Origin of the sequence: Photobacterium sp. BZF1 (assembly GCF_014349205.1) — a bacterium.
In the GTDB taxonomy this organism is placed as follows: Bacteria; Pseudomonadota; Gammaproteobacteria; order Enterobacterales; family Vibrionaceae; genus Photobacterium.
On the sequence record NZ_JACSOF010000127.1, the window covers coordinates 1 to 18,848 of the forward strand.

15 protein-coding genes and 1 tRNA gene are annotated in these 18,848 nt (G+C 47.0%); 10 read left to right on the top strand and 6 right to left on the bottom strand.

Annotation, left to right across the window (positions count from 1 at the left end):
• A tRNA-Ser gene (locus BIZ37_RS22735) sits at positions 1 to 87 on the bottom strand.
• Between the two features lie 390 nt (positions 88 to 477).
• Between BIZ37_RS22735 and BIZ37_RS22740 the strand changes: the two genes are divergently transcribed.
• Both BIZ37_RS22740 and trxC read left to right on the top strand, forming a co-directional pair.
• The gene (locus BIZ37_RS22740) at positions 478 to 675 is read left to right on the top strand and encodes a hypothetical protein (RefSeq protein WP_107301102.1); all 198 of its coding nucleotides are present in this window, start codon (positions 478 to 480) and stop codon (positions 673 to 675) included.
• Between the two features lie 165 nt (positions 676 to 840).
• Positions 841 to 1,275, top strand: a complete 435-nt coding sequence (gene trxC, locus BIZ37_RS22745) for a thioredoxin TrxC (RefSeq protein ID WP_187463468.1) — start codon at positions 841 to 843, stop codon at positions 1,273 to 1,275.
• Positions 1,276 to 1,352: 77 nt separating this feature from the next.
• Here trxC and BIZ37_RS22750 read toward each other — a convergent pair whose 3' ends face one another.
• Complete coding sequence (locus tag BIZ37_RS22750; protein ID WP_187463469.1) at positions 1,353 to 2,969, bottom strand: methyl-accepting chemotaxis protein; 1,617 nt, start codon at positions 2,967 to 2,969, stop codon at positions 1,353 to 1,355.
• A 274-nt stretch (positions 2,970 to 3,243) separates the two neighbouring features.
• On the opposite strand from BIZ37_RS22750, the gene BIZ37_RS22755 reads away from it, so the two are divergent.
• Complete coding sequence (locus BIZ37_RS22755; RefSeq protein ID WP_370577549.1) at positions 3,244 to 5,073, top strand: MOSC N-terminal beta barrel domain-containing protein; 1,830 nt, start codon at positions 3,244 to 3,246, stop codon at positions 5,071 to 5,073.
• 51 nt (positions 5,074 to 5,124) lie between these two features.
• Here the strand turns inward: BIZ37_RS22755 and BIZ37_RS22760 are convergent, their stop codons facing one another.
• From BIZ37_RS22760 to BIZ37_RS22770, 3 genes are all read right to left on the bottom strand, one after another.
• A complete protein-coding gene (locus BIZ37_RS22760) occupies positions 5,125 to 5,691 on the bottom strand; it encodes a copper resistance protein NlpE (protein WP_187463471.1) in 567 nt (188 codons plus the stop codon).
• 161 nt (positions 5,692 to 5,852) lie between these two features.
• Positions 5,853 to 7,256 (bottom strand): tryptophanase, encoded by a 1,404-nt coding sequence (locus BIZ37_RS22765; protein ID WP_187463472.1) that lies wholly within the window; start codon positions 7,254 to 7,256, stop codon positions 5,853 to 5,855.
• 372 nt (positions 7,257 to 7,628) lie between these two features.
• Complete coding sequence (locus BIZ37_RS22770) at positions 7,629 to 8,102, bottom strand: YHS domain-containing (seleno)protein (RefSeq protein ID WP_187463473.1); 474 nt, start codon at positions 8,100 to 8,102, stop codon at positions 7,629 to 7,631.
• Positions 8,103 to 8,238: 136 nt separating this feature from the next.
• On the opposite strand from BIZ37_RS22770, the gene BIZ37_RS22775 reads away from it, so the two are divergent.
• The 3 genes from BIZ37_RS22775 (at position 8,239) to BIZ37_RS22785 (ending at position 10,790) form a co-directional block, all read left to right on the top strand.
• A complete protein-coding gene (locus tag BIZ37_RS22775) occupies positions 8,239 to 9,099 on the top strand; it encodes an AraC family transcriptional regulator (RefSeq protein ID WP_187463474.1) in 861 nt (286 codons plus the stop codon).
• Positions 9,100 to 9,236: 137 nt separating this feature from the next.
• Entirely contained in the window at positions 9,237 to 10,163 is a 927-nt protein-coding gene (locus tag BIZ37_RS22780; RefSeq protein ID WP_187463475.1) for a LysR family transcriptional regulator, read from the top strand.
• Positions 10,164 to 10,370: 207 nt separating this feature from the next.
• Entirely contained in the window at positions 10,371 to 10,790 is a 420-nt protein-coding gene (locus BIZ37_RS22785; RefSeq protein ID WP_187463481.1) for a universal stress protein, read from the top strand.
• 83 nt (positions 10,791 to 10,873) lie between these two features.
• On the opposite strand, the gene BIZ37_RS22790 is transcribed toward BIZ37_RS22785, so the two are convergent.
• A complete protein-coding gene (locus tag BIZ37_RS22790) occupies positions 10,874 to 11,149 on the bottom strand; it encodes a nitrogenase-stabilizing/protective protein NifW (protein ID WP_187463476.1) in 276 nt (91 codons plus the stop codon).
• 330 nt (positions 11,150 to 11,479) lie between these two features.
• On the opposite strand from BIZ37_RS22790, the gene BIZ37_RS22795 reads away from it, so the two are divergent.
• From BIZ37_RS22795 to BIZ37_RS22810, 4 genes are all read left to right on the top strand, one after another.
• On the top strand, positions 11,480 to 12,331 hold the full coding sequence (locus tag BIZ37_RS22795) for an enoyl-CoA hydratase/isomerase family protein (RefSeq protein ID WP_187463477.1): 852 nt from the start codon (positions 11,480 to 11,482) through the stop codon (positions 12,329 to 12,331).
• A 595-nt stretch (positions 12,332 to 12,926) separates the two neighbouring features.
• Positions 12,927 to 14,018 (top strand): efflux RND transporter periplasmic adaptor subunit, encoded by a 1,092-nt coding sequence (locus tag BIZ37_RS22800; RefSeq protein WP_187463478.1) that lies wholly within the window; start codon positions 12,927 to 12,929, stop codon positions 14,016 to 14,018.
• Positions 14,018 to 17,083, top strand: coding sequence for an efflux RND transporter permease subunit (locus tag BIZ37_RS22805; protein ID WP_187463479.1), 3,066 nt, complete (start codon positions 14,018 to 14,020; stop codon positions 17,081 to 17,083). Before BIZ37_RS22800 ends, BIZ37_RS22805 begins: the two co-directional genes overlap by 1 nt.
• A 400-nt stretch (positions 17,084 to 17,483) precedes the next feature.
• Positions 17,484 to 18,674 carry a MipA/OmpV family protein gene (locus BIZ37_RS22810; protein WP_222939789.1) on the top strand — a complete coding sequence of 397 codons (1,191 nt, stop codon included), beginning with the start codon at positions 17,484 to 17,486 and terminating at the stop codon, positions 18,672 to 18,674.
• The last annotated feature ends 174 nt before the right edge of the window (positions 18,675 to 18,848 follow it).

An 18,848-nucleotide genomic window follows, 5' to 3' on the forward strand; every position in this document is an offset into this window, starting at 1 on the left:
GGAGAGATAGGGATTTGAACCCTAGATACGCTATTAACGTATGCCGGTTTTCAAGACCGGTGCTTTCAACCACTCAGCCATCTCTCCGTAAGTGCGGTGAATATTATGGGATATTCCGACCGCTGTAAACCCTTGGTAAAACCAATTGACCAAGTTATCAACGATTCATGCAATCCATCTACAAAGATAATAATAAACAACCACTTGAGTGATTAATTATCACTCTACCAATAGGCATAAAATTGCTGTGTCAAAGAGGGAATATTAGGTCTTTGAAAAAGTGATCTGACAACGTGATTTTTCACTGGGGTGGAACCTTCAACATTACCCCTGTTTGGGTGTGGAGAAAAGCAAGTTTTCATAGTTTTTGCACAATTTTGGGATGTGTCACAAAGTCGATTTTAACGTCTTAACGTCAGCAAAATCGTTTGATAAAGATAAGTTGATTTCGACGCAGGGGTTCTTTAGGAGGTTAATGTGTCTATCAATTCTATCGATCACAATGAAATTTCTGATGTGTCTTCAAAGTGGGATTTCAAAGACGAAACGGCTTCACACATCTCCCAAAACAAACGCCAACAGGCAGAAGCGCGCCGTCGCATTGAGATGCTTCGAGATATTCGTGCCAGCGGCCTAACTATCGAGGAAGCAAAAGAACTAGGGCTAATCCACTAGGGGATATACCCATTGATTAATAACCGATAACGATAATCGACCATCAAATTAGATGGTAAACCTAATCGATAGATTATTTCTATCAATAGAATCTGTTAATCCGGCTTTGCTATTACTTGGGTAGTCGTTAAATTAGTAAGAAATAATACTTACTGGAACCCGAATATGACAACAATGACTACCCGCTGTCCTCACTGCAAAGCGATGAATCGTATTCCTACGGAGCGAGTGAACGAGATCGCAACCTGCGGTGCCTGTAAAGATCGCTTGCTAGACGGTATGCCAATTGAAGGTACTGCTGACAATTTCCTCTCTCTTATCCAAGGTGATAAGCCTGTTGTCGTCGACTTCTGGGCCCCGTGGTGTAACCCTTGTATTGGTTTCGCACCTATTTTCGAAGATATTGCCAAAGAAAGAAATGGCGAAGTCCGCTTTGTCAAAATTGATACTGAAGCCCAGCAGGCATTAGCCGGCCAATACCGTATCCGCAGTATCCCAACAGTGATGGTGTTCAAAAATGGCCAGATGGTCGATACCATCAATGGTGCCTTACCAAAAGGCCAGTTTGATCAGTGGTTAAATCAAGCCCTAACCAAGTAACTCCTAACTGCCATTCAAAAAAAACCACAAGCTAAGCTTGTGGTTTTATGTTTGAAGCCATTTCGAACCTGAGAAATTTACACTTTAAACTGCTTAAGCTGATCACCCAGTGTCGCAGCAGCTTCACTTAATGACTGGCTTTCAGAAGCCAAGTGCTGGGCAGCCTTGTTGATATCATCGGTCGCAGTATGGATCAGGTTAACCGTATTGTTCACCTCTTCGGTTACCGTGCCTTGTTGCTCTGCAGCAGTAGCAACCTGCATGATCATATCATTTGCTTCTGTCACCAAGCCGGCAATGCGATTAAGTTCATTTTGAACCTGCTCGGTATGTTGAACGCTGTATTGTGTTTGCTCGGTGCTTTCCGCCATTGATTGAACGGTATTAAGTGTACTCTCGGTAAGCCTATCAATGGTTTCTTGGATCTCGATAGTTGACTGCTGGGTTCGACTGGCAAGGTTGCGCACCTCGTCAGCTACGACAGCGAAGCCACGCCCCTGCTCACCGGCTCGGGCGGCTTCAATCGCCGCATTAAGCGCTAGCAGGTTTGTTTGCTCTGAGACACCTTGGATAACTTGGGTGACATTGCCAATCTCTTCCACACCGTGCTTCAGTTCACCCACTCGCAAATCAGAATTTGCGATACCTTCGGAAACATTGTGAATCGCTGACATTGCCTGCAGCATACGCTGGTTGCTCGCTTCAACTTGGGCATTAATTTCCGCGGTAGAGCTCGAAACTGTTTCGGCATTCTGTGCAACATCACTGATCGTGGCGCTCATCTCTTCCATCGCAGTAGCCAACTGGGCAAGTTGCTGGTTCTGCTCTGTAATTGATTGAGCACATTGCTCGCTTGCAGCGGCAATAGTCCCGGCCATGCTCACTGATTGCTGGGCATTATGGCTAGCGGCTTGCAATGTCGTACGCATTGCAGACGTAGCTTGATGCAAGGCATCTGCAATCTGACCGATTTCATCCTTGCGATCCATAGAGAAGTTTTGCGTGAGATCCCCCTGCTCCAATTTACGGACCCTTTCGGTCAATAACTGGATCGGCTGGCTGATGTCATTACTTATCCAAAAACCTAGCCCAACCAAGAGTGCAACAAACACCAAACTTACCCCTGACTGAAACACAATCCCGTCAAAGAAACGTTCCTCGATATCCAAGAGGTGAACGCCGGTACCAACAACCCACCCCCACTTGGCAAAGTTCTCGACATAGGAGATTTTCTCAGAAACTTCACCACTCGGCGCTATCCAAGCATAATCCAAAAATCCAGCACCAGAGCGACGAGCAATAGTCGTCATTTCCAGCCAATGCTGTTTGCCCGATGCATCCGTCACGGCTTGCATCGATTGCCCTTCCTGCTGTCGACGAAGTGGGTGCATCACGAGAGAATTATCGGTCGCAATCACCCAAAAATAGTTATCGCCATCAAAGCGCATAGCAGACAAAGCTGATTTGGCTTCCTGTTGTGCCAGTTCCTGATCTAATGGGTATTTATCCGAATAATACTGCACTAAGGAAATAGCGGCTTTCACTTGTTCCTGCATAGACTCTTTACGGTCTTGAATATCGCTCTGATAGCTCCCATTAGCCTGAAAAACGGTATTAAAAAGCATTAAAATGGCTGCAAAGGCAATCAATGCCAATAATTTGGCTCTTACCCCATAATGGCGAAGTAGGTTCATAGCTCCCTCTTTGGTTACATTTTTATTTTCCAGATATTATGAACGACCGAACAAACCTATTTCTTCCAAAACTTCATAAAGTTCACAGCCATAAACGCTAATATTGTAAATAAGTATAAATTCACAAAGCGGAATTTTGAGGCATGCCGCTCTTTTCAACTTTATCGCTGAATTATTATGGGAATGACTGTTAACGAATTTTGCACCGTGACAAAAAACTATTTGGTAGAATGAAGGCATCCATAGAAAAAATAACGATACAAGGATGAAAATAGTGAGCAAACCAGCCAAAAATCCGACGTTGAGCCAAATCAACGTATTTCCCGTTAAATCGATTGCTGGTATTCGCCAATCGCATGCCTGGGTAGAGCAACAAGGCTTGAGTTTTGACCGACGCTTCATGGTGGCAAAACCTGATGGCAGCATGATCACGGCGAGGAAGCATCCGCAATTGGTCAAAGTGTCGGCAGCACTATTACCCCATGGCTTGGTGCTTAACTATCCTGAGCAGCCATCATTGAAACTTCAATACAGCGACTTTGCGATGGCGGAGTCAGAAGCGACCGTATGGAGCGACACTTTCAATGCTTACCTCACCACAGAAGAAGCGAATAAATGGTTCAGCCAAATTATCGGAGAACCCGTACACCTTCTGTTTACTGGCGAGCAATCTCAGCGCGTGAGAGCCAAGATCAGCCAAAATGTCAGCTTTGCCGACGGCTACCCGATGCTTATCATCAGTGAGGCATCTTTGGATGCACTCAACGCGAGAAGCCCACAACACCACACCATGGATCAATTCCGCACCAACCTCGTGGTATCAGGCACCGAAGCATTTGCTGAAGACGGTTGGAAACGCATTCGAATTGGCGAAGTGGAGTTTGAATCCGTGAAGCCTTGTTCCCGCTGCATTCTGACGACGGTTGATCCTAAAACAGGCGAGTTCAGCCAGTTGAAAGAGCCACTCAATACGCTGTCTTCTTTCCGTTCAGACGGCAGTGGCGAGGTGTACTTCGGCCAGAATCTCGTTGCCCTTAATGAAGGCCTGATCAGAGCCGGAGATAAAGTCGAGGTGCTCGAAACCAAACCCAAAGAGGTTTACCCTGATAACGGCACTCAGTCCCTTACCTTGACTTGTGTCGAGCGTGAAGAGATTGCCCGAGACTTCTCTACGTTTTGGTTAGAACCCGCTAAACAGCAAGTATTGCCAACTTACCAACCGGGACAACACCTTCCTATTCAGGTCGAAATCAACGGTGAATATGTTGCCCGTCGCTATACCCTATCCTCAAGCCCTTCTCGTCCCGGCCGTTTTGGGATCTCGGTAAAGCGGGTTGACGATGGCAGGATTTCCAATTGGCTACATGACCATTTCCAAGTCGGCGACACCTTAGTGGCCCAACAACCAGATGGTAGCTTCCATTTAGGCCACCACACCGACAAGCTATTGTTGCTTTCTGCCGGAAGTGGTGTCACGCCAATGATTTCGATGTTGCGCTATCTTGCCGACCATGATCTGGTGCGGGATGTCATTTTCTATCACCAATGCCGTACCCAAGCTGATATTCCTTATCTTGAGGAACTGAAGAACCTAGAGAAACAATTCCCTCAACTTAAGGTAATGATTGCCCTTAGCCGACCTGACAAAAAATGGAAAGGCTTATCTGGCCGTCTTGAAGCATCGCATCTTGAGAAGCTTGAAGCATTGGGCGAACGTCAGGTATTTGTCTGCGGGCCAAACCGCTTCATGGATGATGCCAAAACATTGTTGTTGAATGCCGGTCTTGATGCAGCGCAGTACCACCAAGAGGCATTTGGACCACTGACTCGCGAGGTCTATAAGACCAAAGAGGTTACTATCAGCATCAACGGTAATTTATTCAGTGGCGATAACCAAAAGACGTTGCTTGAACAAGCTGAAGCTGCTGGACTCAATGTCTCCAACAGTTGCCGTGCCGGATTCTGCGGGGCGTGCAAAATGACGTTGGAGTCTGGTGAGGTGGATCAGCCTGATGTACCAGCCCTGCTTCCGGGCGAGAGGGAGTCAGGTAAGGTACTGGCCTGCTGCTGTGTGCCGAAAACAGATGTAGAGCTTGTCGACTAGGCTTTCGATACGTACAAAACAGCCACCTTTCGGTGGCTGTTTCTCTATCAATTACTGCTTACGCAATACATAGTGGCTCGCCAGCTCACCCTCTACACGGTTGCCTTCTTTATCGAGGCGGAACAACTGGTTCTCACCAACGAAGTATTGAACGACATCAGCGCCAGCACCCGGTAGTGCGATAGTGTTACCTGCGTTGTTCCAGTTGAAGGAACCTTCATATTCAAAGGTGCCGTCTTCTTTGCCTAGGTACACCTCGGTCAGGTTAAAGGTGCCATCCTTTTTGACCACCAACTCAGTCTTGATACCTTCGCAGTCAGCACAAGGCAGGATACCGGTGTACGTTCCATTCCAATCAAGCGCATTGCGGGCGCTGTGGGCCGAGTCAGCAATAGGCTGTGTGATTTCTGGCAATTGTGTAGGGACCGCTCCCGATTGTTCAACCTCTGGCAAAGTCACCGGTGTCTCTGTGGTTGAAGCGCCACCCGCTTCGGTTGGGTTTTCAACAACCACTGCAGCATCAGTCTCTGTTTGAGATGGGGATTCCGGTGTGGCTTTTTGATCACATCCCGCCAGTACGAAGCCAGCCACAACCAGTGCAAGTAAGGTCTTTTTCATCTTGATTTCCTTAGTTAGCATTCTCACTTAACTTGGTAGCTATTGTAGTGCGCGGATTGTGGGCGCAGCGTCATCGCTAGGTTAGAGATACGTCAAAACCACCGTAAGCCAATGACTCACGGTGGTTATCACACCTAATTGATGCTTTTTTAGTTGTTTATTTAGCCGGATGCAGGCTTAAGCCTTGCGGTAAAGTGGCGCAGTACCGGCGGCTCATATTCGAATTCCAACCCACGAATTTCACTTGCCCGCTGGTAAACGGCGATAAGCGCATCAGCGACATAATCCATGTGATCATTGGTATAAACCCGGCGAGGGATCGTCAGCCTCATCAGCTCCAATGCAGTCTCTTTCTGTTTACCCGTTTGCGGATCACGTCCCATTAGCAGCGAGCCGATTTCCACTGCTCGCACACCAGACTCCAAATAAAGCTCATTACACAAAGCATGGGCAGGAAATTGATGAGAGGGAATATGAGGTAGCATTTTCTTGGCATCGACAAACACTGCATGCCCACCGGTAGGGTATTGGATAGGCACTCCCCCCTCACGCAACCTATCGCCCAAGTATTTCACTTGGCTGATACGGTAATGGAGGAAGTCTTCATCTGCCGCCTCATAGAGACCTCGCGCCAAGGCTTCCATATCCCGCCCAGCCATACCACCGTAGGTAACAAAGCCTTCCATCGGCACACAGCGGGTTCTAACTGCTTGGAACAAGTCCTCATGATCTTTGATACAGCAAAGGCCCCCAATATTAACCATGGGATCTTTTTTCGCCGACATCGTCAGGATATCGCCGTACTGATACATCTCGCGGATGATCTCGAGAATAGATTTATCCGCATAGCCTGCTTCGCGCTGCTTGATGAAATATGCATTTTCACAGTAGCGGGCGGAATCAATCACCACCGGAATATCATTCTTCTGCGCCAGCTCATACACTGCCCGCATGTTTTCCATCGCAACCGGTTGGCCACCGGAGCTGTTGCAGGTCACCGTAGTAATGATGGCGGCAATGTTTGTCGAACCGTATTTTTCAATCGCGTCTGCCAGTTTTTCAAGGTCAAAGTTACCTTTCCAGTCATCATAGGTAGAGGTATGGAAGGCACTTTCAGCGAGCAAGTTAATGGCTTTCCCACCGCTCATTTCAATATGGCCTGCCGTCGTATCGAAGTGGAAGTTGGACAAGAAAATCGCTTCTGATCCCCCCCTTATGCTGCGCATTCTTTCAATCAGGCAAGGGAATAGTATTTGCTCGGCCCCCCTCCCCTGGTGGGCTGGCACGGTAAGTTCGTAACGGAAGAAATGCTTAACCGCCTGACAGAGATTGTAATAGTTGCGGCTACCAGCGTAAGACTCGTCCCCCATCATCAGCCCTGCCCACTGGTTGTCACTCATCGCCCCGGTGCCCGAGTCAGTTAACAGGTCAATATAGACATCTTCGCTACGTAACATAAAGGGGTTATAGCCCGCTTCGATTAAAGCCTGACGACGGTCTTCTTCATCCGTCATTCGAATACGTTCTACCATCTTGATACGGAATGGTTCAGGGATCCTTTTCATCTCTTTACTCCAAATTACCACCAACATTCGGCTGTCAGCAGCGAAATACAAATAACTCAACGGTGTGGAAGCCACACTGGTGTCATCGGTTTACATGGATTAAATAGCCCGGTATGCCCGAGCAAAGAGACTACACAGGGAAGTCGTTAGAAAGGCGGAAGTCTTGGTTAAACCATGCCGACATCATCAAGGTGATGTCAGGCGTCACCACAGCAGATTGGCAGGTCATATTTGCTTTCCTTCACAAATAAACAAGGGTCAGTATTGCCTATAACTCTACTTGATTATAGACAATACCTAGCTTACCCAAACTCTTGCTACTGATGCTGTGACAAAGGTAATAATTAATAACAATCACAGGTTATAAGTTCGCTATAACTTATCAGCTTCAACCAGCTTGATATTGGTCCAGTTACTATCTGCACTGACAATATAGCCTGCAGTATCTTCTAGCCAGCGCTTTTGAACCGATTTATCCAAATTGAGATACAACTTGCCATCTACCACTTTCCAGGCTTCAGGATCGGTATCAAACTTCTTGTTCATAGCCACACCGAAAGCACAGTAGCCACCGTATTGAGGGGCGTATTCCGTAGGATTGGCTTCGAAGCGCTCCTGGTTGTCCTTACTCGCAAAGTGATAGGTCGCTCCTTTGTAAGTCGCACTGTAATCACTCTTTCCGAGCTTGGCTTGCTGCTCGGTGAAATAAGCTACGGGATCATAGCCTTTAATTGCCAGATCATTCTCATCAGCATTGATATCGATATCGGCTGCCAACGCTGTCATCGAAAAACTCAGCAATGCAACGGCTGAAAGGCTTCGTAGTGTTGAGGTATATGTTGTCATGGTAACTCTCCGCATGATTTAAGGGCGTAAGGTAAATCTAGCGGGAACTACCGACCTACAGGGGTACATGAGTCCTATACTTAATACCAATAGTACGGATTATTGTTTTAACCCAGCGCGTAAATAAGGAAATACCATGGATCACCTCTCCCAACTGATGCAGCACTTCTCGGTAAAAGCAGGGGTTTTCTACACGGGCACGCTTTGCGGTATTTCACGCTTTGATGACCCAGCCATCTCTACGGGCCACCTACACCTGCTAAAACGCGGGGGGCTAACGATAATCGACGTCCACAACACGCATCACCAATTCGACAAACCTACCCTAGTCTTCATCCCACGGCCATCGGCACATTCACTCCATCCATTCAGTCTCCCTGCAAGCAAACTTCCTGCAACTCTCCCCAGTGAAGCAATCAGCACTGAGCTCGTGTGTGCCACGGTAGACTACGGCGCAGGGACAGATAACCTATTTACTACAGCCCTCCCCTCATTAATGGCAGTCTCACTGGATCAAACCAGCCCCCTATCCGCTATTGTTGAACAGCTTTTCTCTGAGGCCTTTTCCCAAAGCGCGGGTAAAAAACTGATTATCGACAGGTTGTGTGAAATATTGCTGATCCTGCTCATCCGCCAAAGTATCGAACAAAAGACGCTAGATGAGGGCATGCTTGCTGGCTTATCCCACCCTAAATTGGCAAAAGTGCTCGAGTTAATCCATAACGAGCCTGAAAAGACATACTCAATGACACAACTTGCCAGTGAAGCTGCGATGTCGCGCACCGTTTTTATGGCGTCTTTCAAATCTATTGTCGGTACTACACCAGGTGACTACCAAATGCGATGGCGAGTGGAGTTGGCACAGAGCTTACTCAAAAAAGGGAAAGCCCTAGCTTATGTCGCCGAAGCGGTGGGATACAGTAACCGCTCTGGCTTTGCCCGTGCTTTTCGCAAAGTGACAGGCGTGTCACCCACCAGTTGGCTCGCAGAGCAATAAGCCTTAGCTTGGGTTGAATGGATATTAGAACTGATAACATCTACTCCAACAGAACCACCTAAACTCAACAGAAAAGTGCCTATCATCAGGTTCTTTTCTGTTGAGGCTATTTGTGACTTTTTACTTTGCGAGGGTGTATGGATATTGAAGGTATTCGGTTGTTTGTCCTTGCTGCCGACATACTCAATATCAGTGCAGCGGGAAGGCAACTCGGCCTCGCTCCAGCCGTCGCTTCGGCAAAGCTGGCAAAACTCGAACACCAAATCGGGGCCGATCTTTTACACCGCTCTACTCGCAAAGTAGCTCTCTCGGCTGAAGGGGCTAAGTTCCTGCCTTTTGCCCGGGAAATCATTGCACAAGAAGATGCAGCCCGAGCCATACTGAGCAACAGCACCAAGGAAATATCAGGGACATTGCGCTTTGCTGCCACCAGCACATTTAGCCAACTGTATATCGCCCCGATTTTGCCTGAGTTTCTTGCTCGCTATCCTGGCATCAACCTCGAGCTAAAAATGTCGGATACCAAAGTCAATCTAATTGAAGGAGGGTTCGATCTCGCATTGCGTAACTATGCCATCGAAGACAGTAACCTCAAGGCCAGAAAACTGGCTGATGATAGGCGGATACTGTGCGCCTCACCGGAGTATCTTGCCCAATTCGGCGCACCTCAAACTCCCGATGATCTCACCAAGCATCAGTTATTAGTTTTTATGCGTGATAGTGCAAGGGAACTAACGGCCACAGAGTTGCCGACCACAGAACACGAACACTCCACGTGTTCATTCCCTCCCAAGCAAGCCAAGAGTCGGGTCATTTGCGACGATGGTTCTACCATGCGGGTAGCAACCATGGCAGGCGTAGGCATTTCCATGAATGCCTATTGGAGCGTCCACAATGAGCTGAAAGACGGTACATTAGTCCATGTTCTGCCCAATTATGAAGTAACAGACCAATCAGCTATTTGGTTGGTTTATCCAAAATCGAATGTGTTACCAGCAAAAGTACGGGTCTTTATTGACTACATACTGGAGAAAATAGGTGATCCGCCTATCTGGGAAAGGTAGGAATGCAGGTCAAATTAGTCATTTATACAGAACACTTATCGCATATCATAAGGCAGCATTATTGTATTACATATCAATAAATTATATGCCTTTTAGCTATTCTGAGACATCTTCGACAATATTTTTTTCTGTCTCGAACTATGCTGGGTTTATAGCCAATGACCTTGAAGTGAATTGGGTATTTCTATTCAGCAGGAGGGCGTCGTGATGAAATACAAACATATCCTAGTGGCACTGGAACTATCCGAAGAAACCAATGTGCTAATTGATAGAGCTGTTTTTCTAGCCAAGCTGCTCAATGCAGAGGTCTCTTTTGTCCACATTGACGGTACTCATGGGGAAATCTACCCAGAGCTGATTGATATCAAAAAATCCCCAGACGAAACGCCTCTGGGTGAGCCTAAAATGGAACAACTCAGGGCCTTTGATACCAATACCGATTATCCAATCAAGCACTTCCTGATCGGTACCGGTGACTTGAGTAGTAAGCTACAAGATATTATCCAAGAGAATGGTGTAGAGCTCATCATCTGCGGTCACCACCATGACTTCTGGAGTAAAATCATTTCCTACTCCAAACACCTAATCAATAAATCCCCTGTTGATATCCTTGTCGTGCCAATCTAAATCTGGCAACAGGATATTAATCACCCAGAGCCGGATCAGTATTCCCCTGCTGATTCGGCTTTTTCACATCTTCAGCGCTAAGGTTACCGCCGCTGACAAGAGGTACAGCCTCGACAAGCAGATCGGGTATGCGGATCCAGCCGCCCCCTTTGCACCTTACAGTAGGCGTTTTTCAACGCCCGGCGGGCAGAGAACCAATCATCCGGCTTTGAAATCAATAAGTAGCCGTTGAAGCGCTTGACCAATTGGGTGCGGTACTCATTGATAAACTTACTGTCGAAGTCAATTTCAAAGTACTCCAGCGCCTGTTCAATCGACGTGAAGGTGGCTATTTTTTTCAGGATATCGTTCTGGCTCATCAATAATTTGGGCTATGGGCTATGGGCTATGGGCTATGGGCTATGGGCTATGGGCTATGGGCCAAAGAAAAAAGTCAGTGTACGCTAAGGGCAACCATTATTTATTGATACAACATGGCGTTTACCTGATTTACCCTGCCACATTGCGGACGATTATATAGAAAACCAATATTCTCTTTTCCATTATCTCTAATTTACTGAGAGTCATTCCTCTCCTAATTTTTAATTTGTGCAGGAAACTTCTTTCAACACACTTGGCTGCACAATTCTGATATTCATTCGATTCAAACACTTACTGCCACATTGGATGCTGAGATGAGGAGTAACACGATGGAATATAAGAATTTCACGACGTTTACCGTCAACGTCGAGGAAGGTATCGCCTGGGTAACCATAGATTTTCCGCCTGTTAATGTTCAGGGGCAGGAAATGCTCGCTGACCTTAACAGCCTGGCATTGCGGCTAGAACGTGACCGAGAAGTCAAAGTCGTTGTGTTCCAATCCGCCCATCCTGAAATCTGGGTTTGCCATTACGATACCAACCTTCTACGTGATATGTCGAAAGATGCTGTCGCCCGTAACGACGCCAAACTCCTCGATTTGCAATCCGTGTTGGAGCGCATAAGCAAACTGCCTCAAGCAACTATCGCCAAGCTTGAAGGCTATGCCCGAGGTGGCGGCCATGAGTTTGCACTGGCCTGCGATATGCGCTTTGCCGCTCGTGGTAAATACAAATTCATGCAAATGGAAGTGGCTATGGGTATCTTGCCTTGCGGTGGCGGTGCCTCGCGGATGGCTCGACAGGCGGGATTAGGCCGGGCTCTGGAAATTATCCTCAGTGCCCGAGACTTCGATGCCGATGAAGCTGAAGCCTACGGCACTATCAACAAAGCCCTCGAGCCTGATGAAATCGGCGAATATGTTGAAAACCTCGCCAAGCGTATTGCCAAGTTCCCAGCTGAATCTATCAATGCGTGTAAACAAACCGTCTATGAGTCTATCGACAGGCCAATAGATGATGCACTTAAAGCCGAAGCATATTGGCTATACCAAGCCACCAGCAAAACCGCTGCTATCAAGCGCTTCACTTGGGCCGATGAGCAAGGCGCCCAGTTTGATATTGAAAACCAGAGAAACTGGGAGAAACTGGTGATTGATATTCAAGATATTAATGAGGATTAACAACTATAGATATTCTTTTGGCTGCGGGCATTTATTTTCTGCTACGCAGCCATTACTTTTCTGAGTAATACCCAAACCTCAAAACATCATCAAATATGAATATCTCATATCCATAGTTGCCACTTGTTATTTTTAATATAATCCCCTTAGAAAACCAATATAAATTCATTTAAGCAAAAACAACCTGCAATATTGGTTAAACATCTCTGCTAGATAATGCCGCTTTGATGTTAAGTCGTGAAATAAGGGAGAATTCAGTATGGCAAAGCTAACATTCATCGCAGAGTTTATTTTTTGGGCATTGCTCATCATAACCCTCTACAAAATCGATTTAAGCTCTTATCTTCTCGGCTTACTGATCAATCTTTAGTACCTAACTCATACCACAATGGCTGTTCTGGAAACACTAAGGTGGCCATGAAAAGTCTAATCTAATCAATACTATCCAATATTGCAAAAATGAATATCTCTTAAACATAGTGTTATCACAAGGTGCTATTTACCATAAGCCCCATCAAAACAGTCGTATCTCACACGCAGCGGCTAATAGAAAACAACCTCTATATAAATAAAGTTAATTCCGGAGACAGCAGCAATGAAGTTAACACTTCCAACCTTGCCCAATTACAAACTATTGAAAGTCGCGATTAGCCTAACGCTATCCGTCGTAATTTTAACAGGTTGTAACGCAGAGCCAGAATCTGAAATAAAGGCTGCTGTTGTCCGCCCGGCGATGACAGAAATTGTCACCTTTTCCAATACGTCAGAATTAAGCCTAAGCGGCACTGTTCAATCTGCGCAACGAGCAGACCTTTCTTTTCGTTCATCAGGCCGCTTGGTCGAGATATTGGTTAAAGAAGGCGATGAGGTTAAAAAAGGCGATCTACTGGCTAAATTGGATCCTAAAGACGCTGAAACCAACCTAAACTCAGCTCGTGTTGAAATGCGCAACACCCAAACAGAATACCAGCGTGCCAAATCAATTTTTGAATCTAGCCAAGCTATCTCGAAAAGCCAACTTGAAGAAATCGAAGTCCGTTTCCGTTTAGCCAACCACCGTCTAGATGAAGCTGAGCGTAGGTTGGAAGAAACGCGTCTGCTTGCACCGTTCGACGGCATGATCAGCCGTAAGCACCGCAACACCCATGTGTTGGTACAGGCAAATGAAGCAGTATTGTCTCTCCATAACCTATCCAATATGGAGGTGGTCATCGATGTCCCAGAAAGGCTAATGCTTAACGGTGATCAGCAGCAAACCAACGTAATGGCACAAGTGCCAGCATTATCGGGCAAGCAGTTTGAACTGGCTTTAAAAACCTACTCAACCAAGCCAGATCCAGTTACCCAAACCTACGAGGTAACAATGGGTTTTGTTGATCTAAAAGACACGACGGTTCTGCCTGGCATGACGGTTCGAATTGTCCCGGGTGAAGGCAATCAAACACTATCGTCTTCTATTTCGGTCCCACTATCAGCCGTGATCCCAGATAACCAAGGCCAACAATACCTATGGGTAGTAAACAGTGATAACCAACTAGAAAAGCGCTTCATTACAACAGGTACGCTGAAAGGAAGCCGAGTAGAAGTCACTGCCAACTTAGAGGTTGGTGAACAAATCGTAGTGGCCGGCACAGCAAACCTATCTGAAAACATGACGGTAAGACCCACTCTGATGGAGGCTAAATAATGAATATCGCTCGCTACACATTAGCGAAACGCACCAGTGTTTGGGTCTTGATTGCCCTGACCTTGATCGGGGGCTACCTCAGCTACCTCAAGCTTGGCCGCTTTGAAGACCCTGAGTTTGTGATCAGGCAAGCGGTTATTGTAACGCCGTACACAGGTGCCACTGCACAAGAAGTCGCAGATGAAGTCACTGATGTTATCGAGGGAGCGGTACAGTCATTACAGGAAATGGATGAAGTGACATCGGTCTCCAAGCAAGGTATGTCCGAAGTCACTGTTGAAATCAAACGCAGCTTCTCTAAAACCGATGCCGAGTTGCAGCAAGTTTGGGATAAGCTGCGAAGGAAAATCAATGATGCCCAGCGTTCACTGCCACCGGGAGCCGGACCATCTATCGTCAACGATGATTTTGCAGATGTTTTTGCCCAGTTCTATGCGGTAACCGGTGAAGGCTACTCCGACAAGCAATTGCAGGACTATGTTGATGAGCTAAGGCGGGAGCTGGTACTGGTGCCAGGGGTATCGAAAACCACCACTATGGCAGAAAAGCAGGAAGCGATTTTTGTCGAAATCGCCAGTGCGCGCCTAGAGCAGTTTGGCCTCTCTGCTGAGCAGGTCTATCAAGTGCTGCAAAAGCAAAATATGGTCACTGTAGCAAGTACGCTGGAAACTGAATCTATGCGCGTTGCTGTTGTGCCGACCTCAAGCGTGCGTACCTTTGATGATCTGAAAAACCTACAGATCGGTATCGGTGAAAACAACACCATTATGCGCCTTGGTGATATTGCAACGGTTACCCGTGGCTACCAAGAGCCAACATCCGTGCTGATGCGCTACAACGGTATGCGAGCCATTGGCCTTGGGATCTCAAATGTTGCTGGCGGTAATGTGGTTGAAATGGGTGATGCAGTTACAGCCCGTATTGCCGAACTGGAAAGCCAACGACCTGTGGGCATTGAACTACATGATGTGTCGATTCAGTCTGAATCGGTAAAAGCGTCTGTCGCCGATTTCATCAATAACTTGATTGCTGCAGTTGTCATTGTCTTTGTTGTCTTGCTGCTCTTTATGGGGGTGCGCACCGGTATTATCATCGGCTTTGTTTTGGTACTGACAGTGGCTGGCACTCTGATCGTCATGCTGATTGACGACATCGCCATGCAGCGTATCTCGCTGGGTGCGCTTATCATTGCGCTGGGTATGTTGGTTGATAATGCTATCGTTGTGACCGATGGCATTCTGACTCGCTTGCAGAAAAACCCGAATGCCCATTGCAAAGAGATTCGCGAAAAGATTTCAGCTGAAATCGTTGAGGAAACCAAGTGGCCGCTACTTGGCGGAACCATCGTCGGGATCTGTGCCTTCAGTGCTATCGGCTTGTCGCCATCAAACATGGGAGAGTACGCAGGTTCACTGTTTTGGGTGATCCTATACTCGATGTTCTTGAGCTGGGTGTTGGCCATTACCGTTACCCCGTTACTGTGCCATGACTTTATCAAAGTCAATGCAAAGAAGAGCAATGCCAAGCCGGGACGAGTCAGTAAGCTTTACCATCAGGTACTAGTCAAAGTACTCAACAACCAGAAAACCAGCATCATGGTGGTGATTGCGGTTTTCGTTATGGGTGTCAAAGCATTCGGCTATGTCCCTCCGGGTTTTATGCCAGAGTCACAGCGGGCACAGTTTGCGATTGATGTCTTCCTGCCGCAAGGCTCAGATATCTCGCGCACCGAAAGCATCATGCTAGACATTGAAAAAGATGTAAGGGCCAAAGATGGCGTCACCAACACCATCAGCTTTATTGGCTCTGGCGGCCTGCGCTTTATGCTGACTTACTCAGCCGAGCCTGAGAACCCGAGTTATGGCCAACTCTTGGTTGATGTCGATGACCACAACATTATCGAAGCGCTGGTAGCCGATCTACAGGTTGAACTGGGGGATCGCTACCAAGATGCCTCTATCAATGTGTGGAAGTTCATGTTGGGCCCTGGTGGCGGCAAGAAAATTGAAACAGCATTCAAAGGCCCTGACAGTGAAGTACTTCGCCAATTGGCTGAGCAGGCAAAAACCTTGATGAACAACAACCCGAACCTGATTGCCGTTCAAGATGACTGGCGACAGCAAGTGCCAGTGCTGAGCCCTGTATTTTCAGCAGAAAAAACGCAGCAGTTCGGTTTAACGACCCAGGAGCTGAACAGCGCAATTGAACAGACCTTGTCGGGCAGGCAGGTAGGTGTCTACCGCGAAGGCAACGACTTGGTACCCATTGTTGTACGTGCGCCAGAAGATGAGCGCAACCATGAGCGTGCGATTGAAAATACGCAGGTCTTTAGTTCAAATGTTGGTAGCTTTATCCAGTTAAGCCAACTGATCGAATCAAACGATTTAGTATGGCAAGATGCCATGCTAAGACGTGTAGACCGCATTCCGACCATTATGGCGCAGGCAGATCCTGCCCCAGGTGTGCTGACAGCAACTGCGTTCGAGTCAATCAAGGCAGAAATTGAAAACATGCCATTACCGGTGGGCTACCAGCTTGAATGGCACGGAGAATACAAAGAGGCTAAAGAAGCTGATGAAGGCCTGATGATTTCGGCACCTTACGGTTTCGCAGCGATGGTGTTAGCAGTGGTATTCATGTTTAACGGTATCCGTCAGGCACTGGTCATCTGGTTGACAGTCCCGTTAGCGGTCGTTGGCGTAGCCGTTGGCTTGATCATCTTCCAGACGCCGTTTGAATTCATGGCCACATTAGGCTTCCTGAGCTTGGTCGGTATGATGGTGAAAAATGCGATTGTACTGGTTGATCAGGCTGACAATGAGGTACGTGCGGGTAAAGCGCCTTACAATGCCATCATTGATGCAGCGATGAGCCGAGCCAGGCCGGTGATCTTGGGTGCGACCACCACCATTCTTGGTGTTGCGCCATTGCTAATTGACCCGTTCTTCAAGAGCATGGCGGTGACTATAATGTTTGGCCTGCTGTTTGCGACGGTTCTGACCTTGGTTGTTATTCCGTTGAACTATGCGCTGTTCTTCAAGATTAAGCCAATGACAGCAGAGTAAACTTCTGACGAGAAAAACCGAAATATAAAGCCTGAGCACTGCTCAGGCTTTTTTATTTATCCGATTACCACCAGTAACCTTGATTTAATAAAGCCAACCAAAAAGTGAATATCTGATAGTCATTCACTTAATTCACCCTCTCTATAAAATACCAAGTAAAGCAATCCCCCAATATAAACCACCTGTTATTAGGGGTTACGAAGGCAATGGATATGTCCCCAAAAATCAACAATGAGTGTTAATCCATATTAACGCTCGGATTACCTATCTATTCATATATGCGCGAGCGTTAAAGATGAAATATCATTATTTACTTCCATTGTTATTTACTTCAATGGCTATAGCCACTTCTCATCCTCCTTCAGTCCCATACTCCGACAAGGAAAGCTGGGGGGTTGGTATGGGCATGCGCAGCGCAAACATTATCTTCGATACCAGCGACAATGTGGTTCACGATGTCATGCCGTTGCTATTTTACCAAGGCGAAAACTTCTACCTTGATGGCGCTTCCGGCGGATATCGGTTTTACCAAAGCGATAACGTCTCTGTCGGAGCTCTTGGCAAGATCCGTTTTTTCGATATTCCTAAACGCTACCAAAATGACATACAAGGAACCCAATTTGATATTGGCGGTAATATCACTTGGCACTACTCCCCGCAGCTTGATTTCAGCGCGGAGGTACTGAGTGACAAGGATGGCCGAGTCTATTCCAACTTCACTGGCGAATATACATTTTACCACCCTTCTTGGCGTATCAGTCCTTACGCTACCGTAACGGGTAAAACCTCGAGATTCAATAATACCTACTATGGCCTCAATACCGAGGACATTGGCAGCGGGTTCAACTATAGCGCCGGTGTCAGAGGTCGCTACCAGCTCTATGAAAACCTTTATGCAGTCGGCCAAACTAGCGCCACTTTACTGGATAACAAGACCTACAACAGCGATCTCGTCAACTCTAGGGCACAATGGGAAACCTACCTTGGCCTAGCGCTATTCAATACCCCAGGGCAAAGGACGCACTCAAAACTCCCGACCAACTCGTACCTGCGGGTTGCCAGCGGTGTCGCCACTACCTCCGGCGTGTCAGACCTTTTGATGCTCGACAATAAAACCGATCCATACCGCAACACCATGACCTCGGTATTTTATGGTCACCCGATTGCTGACACCGTGTTTGGCTGGCCATTGGACTTCTACCTCACGCCGGGTTTTGTCCAACACCATAAATCCAACGTACAGGGCAGTTTTGGCGAATATGTCATGGCTATAAAGGCTTACTATACCTTCAATTGGCCCACAACATGGCGCTTCGGCTTTGCTGAGGGGATCTCCTACAGCACCCAAATCAGCCATATCGAAAAGGAGCGCTTAGCCGAGAAAGGCTATAAACCCAGTAAGCTGATGAACTACTTGGATTTCTCTTTTGATGTCAATGTAGGGGATATGCTCAACAACAAATCACTGTCGAACATGTGGTTAGGCTATAGCCTGCATCACCGTTCGGGGATCTTCACCCAGACTTCAGCTTTTGGCAGGATCAAAGGAGGCAGTGATTACAATAGTCTTTATATACAATGGGACTTTTAATACCTGTAACATGCGTTGCCAATCTCCTTATTTACTGATAAATTCCGCACGTTTTTTATCAATTTCAGCAAGGAGGTTTCCGATGATTATTTCTCAACAAACTCAATGTAACGAGCGTCCTTACGTCATTTTAGGCTGATTGAAACTCCTAAATAATATGTAAGGACGACAAAC